The sequence below is a fragment of the Microvirga arvi genome, assembly GCF_016892765.1.
Classification (GTDB): Bacteria; Pseudomonadota; Alphaproteobacteria; order Rhizobiales; family Beijerinckiaceae; genus Microvirga; species Microvirga arvi.
Map to the genome: position 1 here is coordinate 43,174 of NZ_JAFEMD010000024.1, position 19,215 is coordinate 62,388.

The following is a 19,215-nucleotide window of genomic DNA, read 5'->3' on the forward strand; positions in this document are numbered from 1 at the left end:
TCTGGCCAACCCAAGATCGGACTTCCGCTATCTTCGGTTAGCCATCACTTGCTCGAACTCGACTTCCGCCTGTACCCCTTCGAGGTCCCTGTGGACGACCGCCACTGCCAATTTCTCGTTGCTGCGCCGATACGTAATCGTGCAATCCCTCGCGGCAAGCTGACCTTCTACGTCTACCGTGTCCCATCGCTTGGCATGGCCGACATAGCCTAGACTGAAGTCATACTGTTCGGTCCAGAAGAACGGAACGCAGTCGAAGCGTTCGCGCTGCCCGAGAATATTGCGCGCTGCAGTCTGACCTTGGCGCTCGGCCACGACCCAATGCTCGACGCGGATGTTCTCGCCCGTGAGCCGATCCGGCCAGCGCGCGATATCGCCGGCCGCGAAAATGCCCGGTGCGCTCGTCTGTAGGTACGCATCCACCGTGACGCCTCGATCGATAGCAAGGCCTGCCTGCTCCGCTAGGGCAAGGGCCGGTCTCACACCGATTCCTACGACTATGAGATCGGCATTGAGCCTTCCTCCGCTGGCCAACGTGACGCCTTGCTCGTCGATTGACCTCACCGTCGTCTCAAGGTGGAAGACCACTCCGTGGTCTTCGTGCAACCTGCGTACAAAGGTGCCGACCTCGGCTCCGAGCACACGTTCCATAGGGATCCTGTCCGGCGCGACCACATGTACCTCAACGTCGCGCGCGCGGAGGGATGCTGCCACCTCCAGCCCGATAAAGCTCGCGCCGATCACCACGGCCTGCCGTGAGCTGTGAGTCTTGGTGACTAGGGCACGGCTGTCAGCCAATGTGCGCAAATAAAGCACGTGGGAAAGGTCGGCGCCCGGCACATCAAGCCGTACCGGCTCGGCACCGGTGGCGAGGAGCAGCGCGTCATATGGATGGCTGCTGCCGTCCACGAGATGCACGGCGCTCGCGCCTGGATCAATTGTGGCAACGCGCGCATTCAACTTCAGGTCGATATCGTTCCGCTCGTAGAACTTCAATGGCCGCAGGGGGTTGGATGCATCCGACGCGGTGCCGGCGAGAAAGCCCTTTGACAGATTGGGCCGGTCGCAAGGAACTGAACTGTCTGCACTCAGTATAGTGAGGCGGCCAGAATAGCCCTCACGCCGCAGCATTTCCGCGGCTGCGTTGCCCGCGGCGCCGCCGCCCACGATCACGACGGATTTCGGCATGCCAGGCGCAACAAAGGCTGGCGCCCGGACAGTACGTTCGAGCTTTTCCTTAACATAAACGACATTGTGTTGCCGTTCGACGCGCCAGCAGGAGACAGGATTCAATGCGGGAGCGCGCAAAGCCGCGCCAGTACGCAGGCAGAAAGCAGCATGATGCCACGGGCAGCGGACCGTATGGCCGACGAGCAAGCCGTCCGTAAGAGGGGCTCCGTAGTGCGTGCAGACAGCGCCTATCGCGAATACCTCAGCACCACGCCGCGCCAGCACCACAGCGTCCCCCCCGACATGACCTGCGAGCATGTCACCGTCTTCCAGATCATCGAATGCAACACCCTGGGCAAGATCTGGATCACTGGAACTTGCATGATTGGCTTTCACCTGGTCGAGCAGATTATATGTTCCCATGATCGATCTCCCGAACTCCCTGGTGTGCACTTTAGGCGCGAGAAGGCACTAGGCGATCAGTATGCAGGCGCCTGTAAGGAGATGAGCACCCTCGTTAACTTAATCTTCGTCAGGCAAGCTCTTCCTACCCTCGGCGTGAGGCCTCTTCGGCCATGACCTGCGCTCGTCCCGGTCGATTCAATGTGGCCTTGGAGAGCACCCGCGTTGCGCACCATAATCATCATCGACCTGCTTACCTCGAGTGACAAACGAATTTGCTTGTCACATTGAAGCAACATTATTGGTGGGTATCGCGGAGGAGGCCTGAGCGGACCTTGGCACAAGATCGCCAGTTAGAGCGACGCTATCCTTGACCATGTCACCCGCCGGGTCAGGTCTCACAGGCTCGGCAACTGATCCTCTCCACTTGAATACCGTGGAGATGGCTGCTGCTCGAAGCGAAGGGCCAGGAGCCGCACGGCATTGTCCTTTAATGCTTGGGATTGCCGGGCTCAACCTGGCAATCCCGATATGTCTCCCTGGCAACCCATGCAGCGAAGCCGAGAACCGCTGCACCGTAGACGGTGAGGACCCTCCCGGACTCTATCGTCATCGCCCCGAGACTCCCGAGCATCATGCACACGCCACCGAACTGAATGGCTGCGATGGTGATTGCGCGAAGGCGCGCCATCGGATTGCCCTCCCGACTCAGGAAACGGAGCGAGGTCGCAGAACCAGCCGGTCCTGGATCGCGCGGACTCCTGGCGTGTTCTCGGCCGCAACGAGGATCGCCTCACGCTCGGCCCCGGATTCCACGAGCCCTGCAATGTCCGCATTCCCTCGATGCACCGAGATGTTGATAAGCCGGTGAGAGGGGGATAGCGCCTTCACGCGCTCCATAAGGTCCCGCAGGATGGCATCATCCGTGTGAGGTTCCGCAAACAGGCGGGGCCGGTGGCGAGCCAGGGCCTTGATCAGATCACTGCGGCTGACGATGCCGACGAGGACGTCCCCCCGAACGACGGGGAGCCGCTTGAGACGCCGCCGCTCCATGATGTCAGCGACGTCCGCGAGAGTCATGTGCTCGGCGGCGGTGACGATCCGCGATGTCAGGACGTGCTGGGCCTTGCGGCCATGCGTCCGGACGTAATCGGATGCAGTCGCCTGCGCATCAGGAAATACCTTGTGCCACCAGGACCGACGGCGCTCGGTTCCGATCTCGGCTCGGCGAATCAGGTCCGTTTCGCTCACGATGCCAACAAGGCGCCCATCGATGCCAACCACCGGCACCGAACTGATCCTCTTGCCGGCTAGGATGCTGGCGATCTCGCTGACCGGGGTTGCTGTGGAGACGGAAATCACGTCACGCGTCATGACATCGGCAACGGTCATGGGGTGCGCCGACCGGCCGTTCCTTTGTGACGCGTCGGGTGCGGCGGCTGGATGTTGAGCCGCGTGTTTCTTGCCGCTGGGATCGGCTCCCTGATGCCGGCTGCTGATAGTTTCCCGTCTCAAGCGCCATGGCCAGAGCGTGATGCGGCTGGTGCCATTCGGGGCAGGGGAGCTGTCGAGAGGCAGCAGAAGATGTGGGGATAGCGGCTCATGCGTCCGACGAGAGTTTACGTCCATGTCTTCTTCCTTCGCGTGGCGCGGCATGCAGGGTTCAGGACAGACCTGACCGGGCGCAAGCCGCGATGACCCTTGGGAAAGGGTGCAGGGTGTTTGAGGTTGTTCAGGAAACGTCATTCCCCGAATGGCGGGCCTCCGGATGCGGGCAGGCCGGCCTTCGGGGTTCAGTGGCCTGCTTGGAGGCACCCCGTGCGAAATTGAGAAAAATGGCGCAGTGTAATCATCATGACATAGATATAAGTAGATACTCGGAATTTTCAAGAAACCACGGCCGCATCGAGATTATTTCGAAGCTCGCATGAAGTTATTCTAAGTAAAAAATCTTTATCCCCGCTAGATATAAGTTGTTCAGGAACTCTCCACTAATGAGGAGCGCCCAAGTCCAAGCCGGGCAGGGTTTGTCACGCGGAGAAGGGCAGCCCGGGCGCTGTTAGGGTCGGCTCAGGTGCCCTCCGCCGCGATCGCTTGGCCGACGCTGATCCAATGCCTGAGCCGGCCTGCATCCTGCCGGTTGAACGCTGCTCGTCGCTTGAGGTCGTCGAATGAATCGCCGGGACGGGCACGCTCGAATAGGACCCGGGCCAATTCCTCGGCATCTGGCGGCATGCTCGGGTAGTTGTGTGCAAACGACGGACGAAGTAAAAAACCGACACAGTGCTCTCCTTTCCAATATCGCAGTCGGCGGCTGCCGAAGGGCTTTTCCCGGGCAGGACAATCCCTCAGGTGTGCATCCGTTGGCCGTAGTCCCGTGCGATCTTGCTGACTTGGCTGGAGCTCAGGCCCAACCGGCAAGCAATGGTCGCGTAGTTAAGGCCTTGTGCCTTCAGCTGCATGATATACTCGCAGCGCTTGTTGACCTCAGCCTGACGCCTGGCTCGCTCCTCGGGCGTCGAGACCCGATAGCTCAACGATTTCTTTTTCGATTCTTTGCTCATCTCACTCAGCTGACCCATCGTGAGGTTACGGTCATAGAAGGATTTGGCTTCCCGCCCTCGCCAATGCGGTGCGGCAGGCCGACAAAGCCGGAGCCGATCAGCAGTCGGATCTCTTCACTCGGATTGTTTGGAAAGCCTCAGGAGCCCCGGATCCACGCGCCCAAACGGCGGGACACGGGGTTAGTGTCCTGCGATCAGAGTTCCGGCGTGGCAGAGGCCACGGATATATGCTGAGAGCCACATCATGATAGGATCAACTTAGGCCGATCGGCTGTTTTGTCAAATGATGCTTTCCGACGCAGTCGTTCAACTTGACATTGGCGACCCTACAGCCGACCTTAGTTGTGCGATGAACACATTCCGCACCATTTCTACTTTGCGTGCAGGCCGCCTGAAGACGGGAGCCTGAGCCCCGGACGTCATGTCGAGTCCGGGGATGAGTGCTCAAAATCAGAATTCGTCCATCGATTAACTCTTTCAGCTGCAGCGCGGATTGATCCGCCTGCGGACGAATTCTCTCGCAGCCACAAGCCAATCGTCAGGAACGGCACGCTCGTTGGAGCGGCTGAATGGTGAAGTCATGTCAATTGCCATCTTCGCAACGTTCGTCACGCTGACGATCGTACAACTCGTGTTCTGGGAGACACTCGGCGGGACGCTCGGTTTCGCAGCATCGGTGAGCGTGTTGGGGCTTTCCGCATCGCTTTCGCTGATCCTGGCGGCCTATGTCGCCGCGACACACGCATTTGGGCGGGAACAACACCGGTAATCCCTTGTCGCAGCCCAACATCGAGGAAATCTATCATGCATCGTCATGATCGCCGAGCTGTGTGCAAAACCTGCAAACGCAATCTGCCGCGGGCTGCCGTGCGATGTCCCTGGTGCGCCTACGGGATCGACCCCAGGCGCGGTGAGCACACCACAGAGAACTGGATGCCATTGACCGGCAACGGCCAGAGCCGTGAGCGGCCGGTCACCCGAATTCTCGAATCGTAATCAACCGAAAGGACTATACCAATGATGAGCAACAATCTCAGCTCCCCAATCCGGATCAACGGGTTCCAGATCGATCTTGGAGACGCGCTGCCTCAACATGTTCAAGAGAGGCTGCTAACGACGACTGAGACGTACTTCCAGGAGCTGAAGCACGCAAGCGTCGGATTCCGTCGCGAGGGTCAATCGTATTGTTGTACGATCAATATCCAGGTCAGCAACTTCCGGATCATGATCGGTGAGGCGTCAGCACCCGACTGCTATCGAGCTTTCGACCTGGCGCTTGAAAAGGTTGCGGTGCAACTTAGGAGAAGGAAGCGTCGTCTCGACGGTGCCGTACGCGAGGAAGTCCGGGCAGGAGCCACCGCGTAACCAAGAACCATCGCGTAACCACAAGGAAGGGCCGGAGTTTACTCCGGCCCTGCTGTTCAGGCGAGCAATTTAAGATGGATGTGAATACTTGGTCAGGGCTGGGCCGAGACGTCCTTCTGGCGTGCTTCAGGGTGACCGATCACCCGGATAACCCGCAGCGTCCACCATTCGCCGGTTGCCCCACGCCAATGCATCGACTGCCCTTCCGCCAGGCCGATCAACGCGGAGCCGAGAGGCGACAATACGGAAATTCTGCCGATCCCCTGGTCTTCTTCGCCGGGGTAGACGAGGGTAGCCCGTCGGACCTGGTCTGTGATCCCGTCCTGGAAATCAAAGACCGAATGCATGGAGATGACATTCTCCGTCAGGTTTGAGGGACTGACGACCTTTGCCCGGTCGAGCTCAGCCTCCAGCCACTGCGCTGATGGCGGCACTCGTCGTATCCGCATGCCAGCTGAGGCGATCCTTCGAAGTCGGGCATGATCAGCCGTGGAAATGATGACGGACACGTCTGACAAAGACACTTTCTTCTCCTGAAATCCATTTCAGCGCCGAGCGGATCTTCCGCCCGGAATATACACTGGTGGCCATACGGATCTGAGCGCGGCGTCTAACGCCTGACTTAGGGTTGATGATGGACGAGAACCCCGGGCGCAGGACGCGCGCCTTGCACTCGTGCTCAAGAGCCTGAGGGAAGGTGGGCCGTTCTAGCGGTCGGATGGAAAGGTCTCGTGAGCCTCGACATGGCACCCTTAACATAAGCTGGAACGACAGCAATTCACGAAAGCAGCCTGTTCCGAGCCTTGATCCGCCACTTCAGGAAGCCCTTAAGGATAGCCATTGGCGCCAGCTTGAACTTACCTTTCAGGTCCGCGTTGGTGTCATGCCATGACCGCACAGACGATCTTGCAGCGATTGCTCTACCGAGCAGGCCTCCTTCAAACGGGCACGTAAGCCCGTGACGGCACCAACGCGCCGTCCGGGTCATCGCATCTCAATCCTGTTTTCCCGAAAGCATGAGGCGGCCTGAGGATTTAGGCCGGCATTGGCGATGGCACCTATGACGATGGCGTCTCTGATCATGCCGGGACGCATCATTCCAAGCCTACGATCCCACAGCGCAAAGCACGTGATCGCCCAGATGAGCCGTGTTGCGGCCGAGGAGGCTTCTCTCAATTCTTACGCGGTTCTGCAGGCGATTGCTGCTCGTGGCGAGCACTCAACGTTCGGGTTCGGGCGGGGAACCGCGATCCCGCACGCCCTCCTCTCCGGTCTCAAGCAGCCTCTGGGCGTTTTTGCCCGGCTGTGGCCAGCCCAGGAGTTTGACGCGCCGGATGGCATGCCGTCGGATCTGGCATTCCTTCTCTTGAGTCCTGAGGGTGATGACTCAACGCATTTGCGGGCACTGGCCTGCGTGGTGCGGCGCTTGCGGGACCCGCTGGTGGCTGAATGCCTCAGATCAGCCGCTGACGCCGAGGCTCTTTACGCGGTGCTGACAAGCGACGTCTGGCGTGAGCCCGATGACAAACCCGGGACCGGACATTCCGCCACACCACCTGCAGGCGATTTGACAAACGGGGCAATGTGCACCACCTTTAACGTATTATGTTGAGCATCGCACAATATCATCGCGGTCTGCACCGGGCAGGCAACCTTATCGCGGGCCATTAGCCCCGAGCTCAACGCGCGTGCGCGCCCCGAGCTCGGGGCGGTCCAGGATATCTAATTCTCCAGACATCTTGTGAGGCCGGCTGCTGACGCACCCGGTGCCGCGGTATGCTTTTATTCATCTTCAAACGCATTCTCCGCATGGCGGAGAACAACGCCAGTCATCCAGCACGCCGACAAAGCAGCCTGCGGGTGAAAGGAGCGCGTCCCGAGTCCGAGCGTCCCTCGGCAGAATTTCTGGCGAGGACGCTCAGGTCAGCACTTGCCCAGAACCACGCTGAAAGCAGAGGAGGCCGTGCCATGCAGCAGTCGCCAACTGATCCAATATCCGATCCTGGAGGCCACGACACGGATCAGCCGGATGGCAAGGTTGTCCGGTTCACTCCGCGGCGACGCAGCGAGCCGGAGAGGAGCCCCGAGCCGCCAATGCCGGACGACGATGACGATCACGGACCAAGTGCAGCGTAACCTGCACTGGCATCCACAACAGAACAGGAGACTGAACATGACGAAGAAAACCAGCGGTGGGGCCAAACCCCGCATCACCCTGACCGCACATGACCACGGGAAGCTCTCGGTGCTCGCTAACGCGGCCGCGCACACCATGCCCGAAGTTGCAGCCGAACTCGCGGATGAGCTCGACCGTGCACATGTCCTTGCCGCAGGCCGCCATCCCGTCGACACCGTTTGCATGGGCTGCGAGGTGGATTTTCGCGACGACGTGACCGGGCGGGTGCAGACGGTGACACTCGTTTACCCGAACGAGGCCGACATTTCGAAGGGGCGCATCTCGGTGCTCACACCCATCGGGACCGCCCTGATTGGGCTCCCTGTCGGCAAGTCGATCGATTGGACCACCCGCACCGGGGTCACGAAACGTCTGACAGTGATGCAAGTCCGCGAACCAGCCGCTGCGGAGCTCCAGCCCGCTTAAACGCACATGCCCCGTGCACGACACACGAATGATGCCCCATGCGGCCCCCGGCCGCGTGGTCCACCGTTGCCTTTTAACCGGCAGAATTCCTGCCAGCGGAGAATTGAATGGAAAACACGAACCGCCTCAGCGTGATTGCCACCCCTGACCTGCGCCCGCCGGCGCACGGTTTTGAGGGCCGCTCGCGTCATGCTGAGCGGATAACACCTCTCGCGATCCTGCCCTCAACGCACCAGGCAGCTGATGACAGCCGCCTCGACCATTTTGTTCAGCGTGATGGGCTTCTTTTCGCCGGAACGCACCTGATCGTCGATCTTTGGCACGCCTCAAACCTGGATGACCTGCCTGTCGTCGAGCAGGCGTTGCGGGATGCCGCTGATCGAGCCGGCGCGACGTTGTTGAACGTCGACCTCCATCACTTCTCGCCGAATGGCGGCATCTCCGGCGTGGCGGTTCTGGCGGAGAGCCACATCTCGATCCACACCTGGCCCGAGATCTCGTACGCGGCCGTCGACGTGTTCATGTGCGGGAACGCGCAGCCTCACAAGGCTATCGAGGTTCTGAAGGGCGTTTTCCTGCCTGGGATGGTGACGCTCGCCGAGCATAAGCGGGGAGTGATCCTATGACGTGGTTTCAGGAAAATCTTTATGAACACTATGCCCAGACGCTCTCCATCGAGAAGGTGCTTTACCATTGGCGGACCGAGTTCCAGGACGTGCTGATCTTCGAGAACGCGATCTTCGGCAAGGTGCTGGTGCTTGACGGCGTCGTGCAGCTGACGGAGCGTGATAACCACATCTACCACGAGATGATCGCCCACGTTCCGCTGCTGGCACATGGTTCCGCGCGGAACGTGCTCATCATCGGCGGTGGCGACGGGGGCACCCTGAAAGAGGTGCTGAAGCATCCCGTCGAGCGAGCCACGTTGGTTGAACTTGACGGCGAGATGATCGACCTGTCACGGCGATACCTGCCCAAGGTATCGAATGGGGCCTTTGCCGACCCGCGAGCCAACGTGCTGGTGATGGACGGAACACGCTACATCGAGGAAGCACGGGAGAAGTTCGACGTCATCATCATCGACTCGACAGATCCGATAGGACCGGGGGAGGCGTTGTTTACGGCAGCCTTCTACAGGGCCTGCCGAACCCGCCTTCGTCCCGGTGGGATGATTGCGGTCCAGAGTGGTGCTCCGTTCTTCCAGCCGGAGGAATTGGAGAACGTGTGCGGACGGTTAGCTGGATCCTTTGCCGGAGTACGGCCCTACCTGGCACCTGTCCCGACCTATGCCGGCGGCATGCTGGCGCTCGTCGCGGCCGGTGGGTCCCGCGATGCATTGCGTCCACCCTGCAAGGTCCTGCGAGAGCGGTTTGGCCCGCTGCAAGGCCAGACGCGCTACTACACACCGGAGGTGCACCGGGCGGCTTTCACCCTGGCTCCCTCGTTCGAGCCGTTCGTCCGGAGCGATGATCCGATGCCGGTGGAGTTCCTGCAAACAGGAACTTGAGCCCCGCAGGCGGCTGTCGATCTGGCGCCGCCCCGGGGACATCACTGGGCTTTATTTCGGATCATCATGGCTCCGCCCTCGCTGCGGAGCCCGAGAGGAGGACACCATGACGATCGTTCCACCGCCTATGACGACCCCGCTGCGCGAGATCAATCCAACCAAGTGGCCGAGTCCACGGGGCTATTCGCATGCGATGGCCGGCACGGGTACCTTCGTGTTCATCGGCGGGCAGATCGCCACTGACAATGCGGGAAGGGTGACAACCGTTGGGCTTGTTCCTCAGGCCCGGCAGGCCTTGCGGAATCTCCGGACAGTCCTTGCCGAGGCGGGCGGGGCGCCTGAACACATCGCCCAGATGACCTGGTACGTGCTGGACATCGATCACTACCGCGCCATGCTCCGGGAACTCGGCCTGGTCTACCGCGAGATCATGGGCCGCCATTATCCGGCAATGGTGCTGGTGGAGGTCACGGGACTGGTCGACCCGGCTGCCATCGTCGAGATCGCGGCCACAGCCATCCTTCCGCCAGGCCGCCCGCTTCTAGTGGACGGAGGCCCGGCGAGTGAACTGAACCTCGACACCCAGACTCCGAGTTGTCTGACGAAGGAGGCCCACAATGAGTGACGTCCTGAGTCTTCCCCTGGTCATGGTATCGACCCATGACCATAGCCGCCTGATGCAGACGGCCCGGGAACTGGCGGAGCAATGCCATCCGCTTGCTGCACCGCTCCTGCAGGAACTCCACCGGGCGAAAGTGTGCACTGCGGATGAGCTCCCGGACAACGTCGTGACGCTGGATACGTTCGTGACCTACCGGATGGGCGGTGAGGACACGCCGGACAAGCGCATGCTGATCCACCCGGACGATCGCATGTGGCCGCCGGCCGAGCTGTCGGTCCTGACCCCGGTCGGGTTGTCCCTTCTTGGGCTGCGTGCCGGCCAGCGGACACCTGTGATCGGTTCAGCCGAGGCCTCGGATGCCTGTGTCGAGGTCGTAGCCGTCGGGCCGCGGGTGTTCGGAGCCTTCGTGCCCTTCGGAACCGCGCCGCCGGATGGCACCGGCACCAGGTGGACCTGATGCGGATTCTGCTCACGCGCCCAGCGAGCCAAGCCGAGGAGCTTGGGGCTGTTCTCACGGCCCATGGCGTCGAGTGGCTTGGCGAACCGCTGCTGAGGATCGTCCCTGTCCCTTGGGATCCCGGTGTTCTTGCGGGCAGGGCAGCGCTCCTGGTTACGTCCGCCAACGCCTCGCGGGAATTGCTCCGGATGCCCGGTGTTCGTCGAGACCATCCTGTCTTTGCGGTTGGGTCAGCCACGGCGGCGCCCCTCCAAGCTGCTGGCTTCTCGAACGTCGATGCCGCGGGCGGAACCGCAGTGAGTCTCATCGCCCACATCCGGCGTCACGCGAATCCGCAGGCGGGGCGGCTGCTCCACGTCAGCGGTCGCGACATCGCATGCGATCTTGCCGCCGGCCTTGCCCCTGCCGGATTCGCTGTCGACCGGGTGGTTGTTTATCGCGCCGTCCCAGTGGAGCGCCTGAACGCAGGGATCATGCGCAAGATCGCCCAGGACGGGTTCGATGCCGCCATGTTTCTGTCCGCCCGGACGGCAGCGGTGTTCTGCAGCCTGGTCATCGCAGCCGGCATCGTGGATGCCTGCGCCCGCATGACGGCCGTCGCGATCAGCCGCAAGGTGGCGGAGGCGCTCCAGCCAGCCGGTTTTCGACACATGGTGGTGGCCGCGTCCCCGAGCCTGGATGGCGTCCTCGATGCCATTTTGCGTTTAACAACGGAGGACGTCTGACGCGCCATCGTTTTGTCGTCACTGCCCGGCCTGATGTCGGGTTCTCCCGATAGAAACGAGAGGTCCGGCCCCCATGTTCGATGCGATGTTTCTGGCGATCCTGGTCGGGGCCGGGCTGATCGTGATCTCGGCGATCACCAGTCTTGTCGCCTTCCGGATTGGCGCGCCCTTGCTCCTCGTCTTCCTTGTCATCGGCCTCCTAGCCGGCGAGGACGGCCCGGGTGGTCTCCAGTTCAGTGACGCCTCTGCGGCATACTTCATCGGGAGCTTGGCGCTTGCGGTGATCCTGTTCGACAGCGGCTTCAACACACGACTCAAGTCCCTGCGCAGCGCCGCGGCTCCCGCACTCCTGCTTGCGACGGTCGGCGTCGTCGCCACGGCCGCCCTGGTTGGCATTGCCGCCCACTTCCTGTTTGGTCTCTCATACCTTGAGGGTTTCCTGCTCGGCTCGATTATTGGCTCGACCGACGCTGCCGCGGTGTTCTTCCTTCTGCGTGTCGGCGGCGTCACCATCCGGGACCGCGTCCGCTCGATCCTTGAGGTGGAATCGAGCTCGAACGATCCTATCGCCATCCTGCTCACGACGGCCCTGGTCGACCTGCTGGTGGCGAGCAAGGGCGCGGCGGGACTGTCATGGGGCTTTGCTTGGCAGGTGGGCGAGCAGATGGGCCTTGGATTAACACTTGGCGCCGGAGGCGGCGTCCTCATGGCTGCAGGGATCAATAGGCTCAACCTGGAGGCGGGCCTCTATGCAGTGGTCACCATTGGGGCTGCCCTTCTGACTTTCGCTGCCACCGGGCTGGTTGGCGGCAGCGGCTTTCTCGCCGTTTACGTCGCCGGTCTGATCGCCGGCAACGCGCCCGCACGGGGCATGGCCTCGCTGCGGCGATTCATGGACGGGCTCACCTGGCTCTGCCAGATCGTCATGTTCCTGCTGCTCGGCCTGTTTGCAACCCCGTCGCAGTTCCCGCAAGCCGTGGTGCCGGGGATCGGCATTGCCGTCGTCCTGATGTTCTTTGCCCGTCCGGTGGCGGTGTGGCTGTGCCTTCTGCCCTTCCGCCTCCGCCAGCAGGAGATCGCCTTTATAGGCTGGGTCGGCCTGCGCGGAGCGGTGTCGATCCTGCTGGCCCTTCTGCCGATCATCGGAGGGCTTCCGAACGGGCAGACCTTCTTCAACGTCACGTTTCTCGTAGTGCTGACGTCCCTGACCCTACAGGGGTGGACCCTCAGGCCGGTTGCCCGGCGCCTTGGGGTCGTGGTCCCGCCCGCCCTCGGGCCATTGGAGAAGATCCAGTTGGAGCTGCCGGGCACGGCGCGGCACGAGTTGGCGATCTACCACATTGTTCCGGACAGCCCGGTCGCCCAGGGCCAGCGCTTACCCCGGTGGGCGCGCCCCTCCCTGATCATCAGGGAGGGGAACTCCATGCGCCTTCACGAGGCGGGGCGGATTCAGTCCGGCGATTACGTTTGCATCTTCGCGGCCCCACGCCTTATGCCGCTGCTCGACCGGCTGTTTGCGAGCCCGGCTCCCATCCCGGCCGAGGACCCGTTGTTCTTCGGGCAGTTCACACTCGATCTGCAGCAGCCCATCGGGCTTGTCGCGCGGAGCTACGACATGCCGCCGCCGCGAGACCCGGATTTGCCTGTTGGCGAATTCATCCGGCGCAGACTGGCCGGCCATGTCGAGATCGGCGACAGGGTTGGCCTCGGCGGCATCGATCTGATCGTGCGTGAGATCGACGGATCAGGACTGCCGAGGGTGGTAGGTCTGCACCTCGGCAGCGACAACGAGCCCCGGCTGAACTGGCCGCTCTTTCTCAACTGGCATGATCTCAAGGCAGCCGCCCGTGCCTGGTGGCGAACGCAGCGTACCCGCGTAAAACCTATGGAGCCCGCGTCCCCGACATCCGAAGACAGCCGCAGCGTTTGATTCCGTGCATCAGGCTCTGCGTCCGCTCAGTGCGGCCAGTGTTCCCAAAGGCCCGCAGCTGTTCCGAGCAGCACGGGCCCCAGACCACCGAGCGCATCAGCCGTTCCATCGCCAGCTCCGGGACACGAAGGCGGCGGGGCACTGGCTCCCGCTGGGCTCTGATCATGCTCCTGTTGGGCAGACTGCCCGAACACGCTCTGTTCACCTCATCCTTCTGCCTCAGCGTGCGATGGTGCAAGCCGCGGTCACTCGTTCGTCGTGAACGTCAGTCATTGTTCCGAGAAGTGACGGCCGCAGATGACTTGGGCCTGCTTGCCGCCGATGATGATGGTGACGTGGTTCCGGGCCGACCGACGAACATTCACTTCCGAACATTGCGTTCCTCAGGAGGGTGTCGGATTCCTGAGTGAATGGCCACCCGGTAGACCAGGTAGCAGGCCAGGATGAGCACGATGGAAATAAGCTCCTGGTCCATCATGACAGTTCCCTCCATGGCTCAACGAAGCGTCCATGCGGCTGGTAGAGGACGCGCAGGAGCGTCAGGCTGCGCCATCCCTTCGGCGTCCGCCACGTGATGGATTGCCCCTCACCGAGGCCGATCAGCGCCGCACCTTCCGGCGACAGCACGGAGACCCGATCCGCCCCACTGTTGTCCTCATCGGGGTACACAAGTGTGGCGCACCGAATTTCCCAGGTGACATCATCGCGGAACTCCAACCGCGAGTGCATCGTGGCCACCGACGCCGGAACGGCTCGGGCCGACAGGACCGTGGCTCGGAGCAACTCGTTGGCGAGCATCGCCGCTGCGGGGCGGTCCTGCTGGAAGTTCAAGCCGAACGATGCGAGAAAAGCGAGGCGGTCGTAATCGCCCGCCGAAATCGTTAGAGGCGGAAGAATTTCTTGCTTGATCATGATGTCCTCTGCTTGCCTCAGGCCCAGGTGATGCTGCCAGGGGTGCGGGTTACCATCGGCCCGTCGTCGAGAAACCTGAGGCCGATGCCCTCCACGAACACCTCATGGATCTGTCCATCTACCTCCACGAATGACATGCGATCGCCGACCCGCAGGCCGAGGAGCGCCGTCCCAAGCGGAGTGGTTGCCGAGATCTCGGCGCCGGGCCAGATCAGCTCGTCGGGATGAACAAGCAGATGCGCACGCGATTTCGGCTCGTCGTCGATGCGATAGATCACGCGGCAGTTCGTGGAGACGACATCGTCCGGCAGCTCCGCCGGGTGACAAACCTCTGCGCGGCGTAGTTCGGCGAGCAGGAAGTCAGGTGTGCGGCGGCTGTGCTTTTGTCGGATCATCGCGGTAAACATCAGGCGGTTGTAGTCGTTGGCCGCGAGAGTGATCGGAGGAAGATCGTGCTTCACGTTCATGGAAAATCTCCTCAAAGCAGTTGTGCTGCCGAAGGCGCTGAGCGCCTTCCCGGAAGGTGAGCAGCCAAAAGGGACCGACAGGTGCCTGGTGGCACATGCAATGGCTCAATGATTGCGTGAGAGAGGTTTGAAGCCCCGGAGCGTCGGCGACCACAGTGGGTTAAGCCGGCTCCTGGGGCTTACCTGCCTGCTTTGAGGCGCCCCGCGTGCGCCAGAAAGCGGAGATTTTTCACGAGCTTAATCATGACACCTACAAGATAGCCCCATTGCCTGCGAATGCAAGCTTGTGGGCGATGCACGCGCTCACCCGAAGGGAGGAGGGGCCCGGCGAGGACAGCGGCCGGACGCCGCCTGTTCCGGATCGACGCAGCCTGCTCCGGGATGTTGCGCTTCGGAGCGGAAGACGCCATTAAGGCGCCACGCAGCAACCCGCGCGTAGCGCACCAAAACACAGGAGTGAGATCAATTGCATGCAGTCTCCATGCTGGACCAGGCCCTGACACGCCTCGACGAAGCAGCCCGGCACCTCGCCCTCGACGCGGACGTTCTCGAAAAGCTGAAGTACCCGCGAGAGACCACGAAGGTCCGTCTGATGATCCGCATGGACGACGGCTCGCGCAAATCCTTCATGGCTTGGCGCTGCCGCTATGATGACACCCGCGGGCCCACCAAGGGCGGCATCCGCTTCCACCCCGCTTCGACCATGGAGGAGGTGGAGACGCTCGCTTTCTGGATGACCTTCAAATGTGCCGTGATGAACCTGCCGTATGGCGGCGGCAAGGGCGCCGTGCAGGTCGATCCCCATACTCTCTCGAAAGCCGAACTGGAGCGCCTCTCGCGCGCCTAGGTTCAGGCCTTCGCCAAGATCATCGGGCCCGACCGGGACATCCCGGCGCCCGACGTGTACACCAACTCGATGATCATGGGCTGGATGGCCGACGAGTACGCCTCCATCGTCGGCGAGGCGACGCCAGCGGTGATCACGGGCAAGCCCATCGCGCTCGGTGGCTCGCTCGGCCGTGACGACGCGACCGCCCGCGGCGGCTACTATCTCGTCCAGCGCCTCGCCCGGCAACTCGCATTGGAGCCGGGGTCGCGGGTTGCGATCCAGGGCTTCGGCAATGCCGGACAGCACATCGCGCGGCTTCTCGGGGCCGACGGATACAGGATCGTGGCGGTCTCGGACTCGAAGGGGGCGGTCCATTGCCCGTCGGGTCTCGACATCGGCAAGCTGCTCGCGGCCAAACGGCAGGGATCCGTCACAGATCTCGCCGGGACCGACGGGGTCTCCGCTCTTCCCGCCGACGATCTCGTTTCGGTCGATTGCGAGCTGCTCGTTCCGGCCGCCTTGGAGGACATGATCCACGAGGGCAATGCCTCCCGCGTAAAGGCCCGGGTCGTTCTCGAACTCGCCAATGGCCCGGTCACGCCCGAGGCCGACGAGATCCTGGCCAGCAAGAACGTTGTCGTTCTCCCGGATATTCTGGCGAACGCGGGCGGTGTCACGGTCTCGTACTTCGAATGGGTGCAGAACCGGCAGGGTTTCTACTGGCCGGTCGAGGACGTGCATGCGCGGCTGAAGACGATGATGGAGCGGGAAGGGGACGCCATCTGGGCGCTCGCCCGGGACAAGGGCATCACCTTGCGCAGCGCCGCCTACGTGCATGCGCTCTCGCGGCTTGCGGGCGCCATCGAGGCGCACGGCACACAGCAGTTCTTCACGAGCTGAGGCCGGAGCGACTCCATCATGAAACCACCGCCCCAATTACGGGGCGCGGGTGGGCTGCGGCGTCAAAACGGCGCTGTGGTCAGCCTTCCGCGCGCCCTGTCGAAGCTCGGGTTCTGCTCCCGCACGCAAGCCGAGGTCCTGATCATGGAGGGACGCGTGTGCGTCGACGGCCGGGTTGTCCGCACCGCGACGGCCCGTGTCGATCCCGGGCGCGCCCACATCACCGTCGACAGCGAGCCGGTCGTGGCCGAGCGCAAGGTGTACCTGATGCTCAACAAGCCGCGCGGACTCGTCACAACCCGCGACGACCCGCACGAGCGGGCGACAGTCTACGACTGCCTGGAGGGGCTTGATCTTCCGTTCCTTGCGCCCGTGGGCCGCCTCGACAAGGCGAGCGAGGGCCTGCTGCTCCTGACCAACGACACGCGCTGGGCGCAGCGCGTGCTGGATCCCGCGTCGAACGTTGAGAAGGTCTACCACGTCCAGATCGACAAAGTGCCGGACGAGGGCATGCTGGAGCGGCTTCAGGCGGGCATGGCGCTCGACGGCGAGCGCCTCGTGGCAAAGTCGGCAAGCCTGCTCCGTGCCGGCACGCGCAACGCATGGCTTGAAGTGGCTTTGAACGAGGGCAAAAACCGGCAGATCCGCCGCCTGCTCGGCGCCGTCGGCGCGGACGTGCTCCGCCTCGTGCGCATCGATGTGGGCGGAGTGCGGTTGGGGGATCTGCCGAGGGGCGCCGTCCGGCATCTCACACCCGCCGAGAAGGCTATGCTGGACGTTCCGGTCCGCGCCTCTCCGGGCCTGCTCAGGTCTCCGCGGAAGGGGTAAGCCCTAGATCACCGATCTTGGCCCGGACCTCGGTGATCGGGCGCTTCAGCTTGAGGCTGATCACCGAGGCGGGCGCACCCTCCCTGACGAGGGAAATCAGCGTTTGGACAGCTTCATAGGTCCAGTGAAATTCAGTCGTGTTCATGAACGCCTCCAGCTATGTGACAAGTTCCCCAAAGAGGTCGGATAGGGCATGGGAACTCCTTTGCCTCGAGCTCACTCGGTTGCGGCAGCCGGATAGCGGATCCCGTCGCTGGACGGGTGGGCTCCCGGCGTGAGTGACGCCGGCACGATCTTGCTGGGTCCGAGGATGTGGAACACGGGATGGCCGGAAGCAAGCAGATAGTCGGCGATGATCCGGCGGTGACAGCGCCACCACACCGCCTCGGCACACATGATCGTCGTGACGCTCTCGCTGCCGAGTTCACACAGCCTCGCGAAGCCGGCACCGAACTTGTCGCTCAATGCGTAATCGGCATAGTTCCGGAAGCTCCCGTTCTCCCAGTACGCGTTGGGCGAGGGTGCGACCTGACGCTGCTTGCCGCGGAGCCCACCGAGTTCAGCGATGTGCTCGTATCCGATCTGATAGGCTGCGAGGCTCTCGGGCAGGGCCTCGAGGTTGAACTGCGGGTTCGTCCTGGAGCGCGGGACCGTTCGGACGTCCACCACAAGACGGACGTGCGCCTCGCGCAGGAGGTCGACGAACTCTGGGATGCTGCGCGTCGAGTGCCCAATGGTGTAGAACGCATTTGCCATGTCTCATCAATGCCCGCTCAGTGACGCGGTTGCGTCCGCCAGCTTCTGCTTCAGGCCTCTGATCTCCTCAAAACGGCTTGTCACGTCGCGCATGACGGCGGCGATGCCCTGCATCTGACCGTGCTCGTCCTTGAGTGGCACGATGGTGAACTCCAGCGAGATACGCCGTCCATCCTTGTGAACTCCCGGCACTGACAGGAGATCGCCTTCATCATAATGGCGCCTTCCGGTAGCCATGACTTGGTGGATCCCCCAGTGGCATGCGCGGAGGCGCTCCGGGATGATGAGATCGAGCCACCTCCCCAGCGCCTCATCGGCACGCTGGCCGAAGATCCGCTCAGCGCCTGGATTCCACACGCGAATGATCCCTTCACGGTCCGTCCCCACCACGGCGTCGGCGGCAGCGGAGAGAATCGCGTTGGCTGTAAGCCAGGTCAGGTTCATTCTCACTCCACGATTGTCCAAACACACTTGAGGGAGAGTGCCCAAGGCGGCACCACACATAACCTGATCAGGCAGGGCTGTTATTGACGTTCGGGGCCATGATAAATCGCCATCAACGGTGGATCCTCCCATCGCCAGATCAACGTTTTCTGTCAAAGCAATGAGTTCAGCGGCGAGGGGTTGTCCAACCTATAGTGAATTGACTGAAACCGGATCTTTCCATCCCGGATCACAAAGCTGTCCGCTCCTTCCATTGCGTTGAAGCGCGATGACTGTCCTTCCCAGATAAGCAGCGCGTACGGGCCGTTCACCTGTTTCGACAGGAACTCAAAGCGGCCGTCAGGGAGCTGATCGTGGAGCCGCCGCGCGGATATTCGGATTGCGTCGTGTCCACGAGCATTCGAGTTGACGGTAAGCAGAACAACGTCCTCCGCGTAGTTGCGGCGCAGATCCTCCTCGACCTTGCCGGCAACTCTCAATCTCAGGTGGTCCTCGAAGACTTCTTGCGCCGAACGCGTGATGCTCACGCTGTCAGTGTAAGACGACATCGTCAGCCCTCATATGTTCCGAGTAATTCCCCATCTCCCGATTTCTGCTGGATATTCTTCGCCTGATCTCCCCAACTGTCTGCATAGCGATGTACAGGTTGCGCCGGGCGGCCATGAGCTCGCTACTCTCCGTCATCATACGGGGATCGTCGGAGGGCGAAAGCCTTCGGTATTCAGACCAGGCGGA

Annotated in this window: 22 protein-coding genes and 1 pseudogene; 12 read left to right on the plus strand and 11 right to left on the minus strand. The window is 62.2% G+C overall.

The genetic code is table 11. The annotated features are described in order from the left end of the window. Positions 1–27: 27 nt before the first annotated feature. The 4 genes from ILT44_RS16095 to ILT44_RS16110 all read right to left on the minus strand — a co-directional run bounded on the left by ILT44_RS16095 (position 28) and on the right by ILT44_RS16110 (position 4,136). A complete protein-coding gene (locus ILT44_RS16095) occupies positions 28–1,593 on the minus strand; it encodes an FAD-dependent oxidoreductase (RefSeq protein WP_204240619.1) in 1,566 nt (521 codons plus the stop codon). 469 nt (positions 1,594–2,062) lie between these two features. Beyond that, positions 2,063–2,263: a hypothetical protein gene (locus ILT44_RS16100; RefSeq protein ID WP_204240620.1), complete on the minus strand. Its 201-nt coding sequence runs from the start codon at positions 2,261–2,263 to the stop codon at positions 2,063–2,065. Positions 2,264–2,280: 17 nt separating this feature from the next. Continuing rightward, positions 2,281–2,964, minus strand: coding sequence for a CBS domain-containing protein (locus ILT44_RS16105; protein WP_204240621.1), 684 nt, complete (start codon positions 2,962–2,964; stop codon positions 2,281–2,283). A gap of 956 nt (positions 2,965–3,920) precedes the next feature. Continuing rightward, positions 3,921–4,136 carry a hypothetical protein gene (locus ILT44_RS16110; RefSeq protein ID WP_204240622.1) on the minus strand — a complete coding sequence of 72 codons (216 nt, stop codon included), beginning with the start codon at positions 4,134–4,136 and terminating at the stop codon, positions 3,921–3,923. A 580-nt stretch (positions 4,137–4,716) separates the two neighbouring features. Between ILT44_RS16110 and ILT44_RS16115 the strand changes: the two genes are divergently transcribed. Then, the gene (locus ILT44_RS16115) at positions 4,717–4,905 is read left to right on the plus strand and encodes a hypothetical protein (RefSeq protein WP_204240623.1); all 189 of its coding nucleotides are present in this window, start codon (positions 4,717–4,719) and stop codon (positions 4,903–4,905) included. 251 nt (positions 4,906–5,156) lie between these two features. Then, the gene (gene hpf, locus ILT44_RS16120) at positions 5,157–5,501 is read left to right on the plus strand and encodes a ribosome hibernation-promoting factor, HPF/YfiA family (RefSeq protein ID WP_204240624.1); all 345 of its coding nucleotides are present in this window, start codon (positions 5,157–5,159) and stop codon (positions 5,499–5,501) included. Between the two features lie 92 nt (positions 5,502–5,593). Here the strand turns inward: hpf and rnk (ILT44_RS16125) are convergent, their stop codons facing one another. Continuing rightward, positions 5,594–6,025, minus strand: a complete 432-nt coding sequence (gene rnk / locus ILT44_RS16125; RefSeq protein WP_204240625.1) for a nucleoside diphosphate kinase regulator — start codon at positions 6,023–6,025, stop codon at positions 5,594–5,596. Between the two features lie 536 nt (positions 6,026–6,561). On the opposite strand from rnk (ILT44_RS16125), the gene ILT44_RS16130 reads away from it, so the two are divergent. The 8 genes from ILT44_RS16130 to ILT44_RS16165 all read left to right on the plus strand — a co-directional run bounded on the left by ILT44_RS16130 (position 6,562) and on the right by ILT44_RS16165 (position 13,344). Next, positions 6,562–7,113 carry a PTS sugar transporter subunit IIA gene (locus ILT44_RS16130; RefSeq protein WP_204240626.1) on the plus strand — a complete coding sequence of 184 codons (552 nt, stop codon included), beginning with the start codon at positions 6,562–6,564 and terminating at the stop codon, positions 7,111–7,113. A gap of 561 nt (positions 7,114–7,674) precedes the next feature. Further along, on the plus strand, positions 7,675–8,103 hold the full coding sequence (gene rnk / locus ILT44_RS16135; RefSeq protein WP_204240627.1) for a nucleoside diphosphate kinase regulator: 429 nt from the start codon (positions 7,675–7,677) through the stop codon (positions 8,101–8,103). Positions 8,104–8,210: 107 nt separating this feature from the next. Next, entirely contained in the window at positions 8,211–8,729 is a 519-nt protein-coding gene (gene speD, locus ILT44_RS16140) for an adenosylmethionine decarboxylase (RefSeq protein ID WP_204240628.1), read from the plus strand. Next, the gene (gene speE, locus ILT44_RS16145; protein ID WP_204240629.1) at positions 8,726–9,610 is read left to right on the plus strand and encodes a polyamine aminopropyltransferase; all 885 of its coding nucleotides are present in this window, start codon (positions 8,726–8,728) and stop codon (positions 9,608–9,610) included. Before speD ends, speE begins: the two co-directional genes overlap by 4 nt. Positions 9,611–9,716: 106 nt before the next feature. Continuing rightward, positions 9,717–10,235, plus strand: a complete 519-nt coding sequence (locus ILT44_RS16150; protein WP_204240630.1) for a RidA family protein — start codon at positions 9,717–9,719, stop codon at positions 10,233–10,235. Beyond that, positions 10,228–10,689 carry a GreA/GreB family elongation factor gene (locus tag ILT44_RS16155; RefSeq protein WP_204240631.1) on the plus strand — a complete coding sequence of 154 codons (462 nt, stop codon included), beginning with the start codon at positions 10,228–10,230 and terminating at the stop codon, positions 10,687–10,689. The genes ILT44_RS16150 and ILT44_RS16155 overlap by 8 nt, the downstream gene beginning before the upstream one ends. Then, the gene (locus ILT44_RS16160) at positions 10,689–11,414 is read left to right on the plus strand and encodes a uroporphyrinogen-III synthase (protein ID WP_204240632.1); all 726 of its coding nucleotides are present in this window, start codon (positions 10,689–10,691) and stop codon (positions 11,412–11,414) included. The genes ILT44_RS16155 and ILT44_RS16160 overlap by 1 nt, the downstream gene beginning before the upstream one ends. A gap of 73 nt (positions 11,415–11,487) precedes the next feature. Continuing rightward, the gene (locus ILT44_RS16165; protein ID WP_204240633.1) at positions 11,488–13,344 is read left to right on the plus strand and encodes a potassium/proton antiporter; all 1,857 of its coding nucleotides are present in this window, start codon (positions 11,488–11,490) and stop codon (positions 13,342–13,344) included. Positions 13,345–13,818: 474 nt separating this feature from the next. Here the strand turns inward: ILT44_RS16165 and ILT44_RS16170 are convergent, their stop codons facing one another. Further along, positions 13,819–14,256, minus strand: coding sequence for a GreA/GreB family elongation factor (locus ILT44_RS16170; protein WP_204240634.1), 438 nt, complete (start codon positions 14,254–14,256; stop codon positions 13,819–13,821). Between the two features lie 17 nt (positions 14,257–14,273). Then, positions 14,274–14,723, minus strand: a complete 450-nt coding sequence (locus ILT44_RS16175) for a GreA/GreB family elongation factor (protein ID WP_204240635.1) — start codon at positions 14,721–14,723, stop codon at positions 14,274–14,276. A 466-nt stretch (positions 14,724–15,189) separates the two neighbouring features. Here ILT44_RS16175 and ILT44_RS16180 point away from each other — a divergent pair. Together ILT44_RS16180 and ILT44_RS16185 are read left to right on the plus strand one after the other, a co-directional pair. After that, positions 15,190–16,452: pseudogene (locus ILT44_RS16180) on the plus strand (Glu/Leu/Phe/Val family dehydrogenase). An 18-nt stretch (positions 16,453–16,470) separates the two neighbouring features. Continuing rightward, the gene (locus ILT44_RS16185; RefSeq protein WP_204240636.1) at positions 16,471–17,280 is read left to right on the plus strand and encodes a pseudouridine synthase; all 810 of its coding nucleotides are present in this window, start codon (positions 16,471–16,473) and stop codon (positions 17,278–17,280) included. Here the strand turns inward: ILT44_RS16185 and ILT44_RS16190 are convergent. From ILT44_RS16190 to ILT44_RS16205, 4 genes are all read right to left on the minus strand, one after another. Further along, positions 17,258–17,425 carry a hypothetical protein gene (locus ILT44_RS16190; protein ID WP_204240637.1) on the minus strand — a complete coding sequence of 56 codons (168 nt, stop codon included), beginning with the start codon at positions 17,423–17,425 and terminating at the stop codon, positions 17,258–17,260. The two genes, ILT44_RS16185 and ILT44_RS16190, sit on opposite strands and share 23 nt — an antisense overlap. Positions 17,426–17,496: 71 nt before the next feature. After that, on the minus strand, positions 17,497–18,036 hold the full coding sequence (locus ILT44_RS16195; protein WP_204240638.1) for a DUF488 domain-containing protein: 540 nt from the start codon (positions 18,034–18,036) through the stop codon (positions 17,497–17,499). A 6-nt stretch (positions 18,037–18,042) separates the two neighbouring features. Beyond that, entirely contained in the window at positions 18,043–18,480 is a 438-nt protein-coding gene (locus ILT44_RS16200; RefSeq protein ID WP_204240639.1) for a PAS domain S-box protein, read from the minus strand. Between the two features lie 152 nt (positions 18,481–18,632). Continuing rightward, positions 18,633–19,007: a nuclear transport factor 2 family protein gene (locus ILT44_RS16205; RefSeq protein WP_204240640.1), complete on the minus strand. Its 375-nt coding sequence runs from the start codon at positions 19,005–19,007 to the stop codon at positions 18,633–18,635. Between the last annotated feature and the right edge of the window lie 208 nt (positions 19,008–19,215).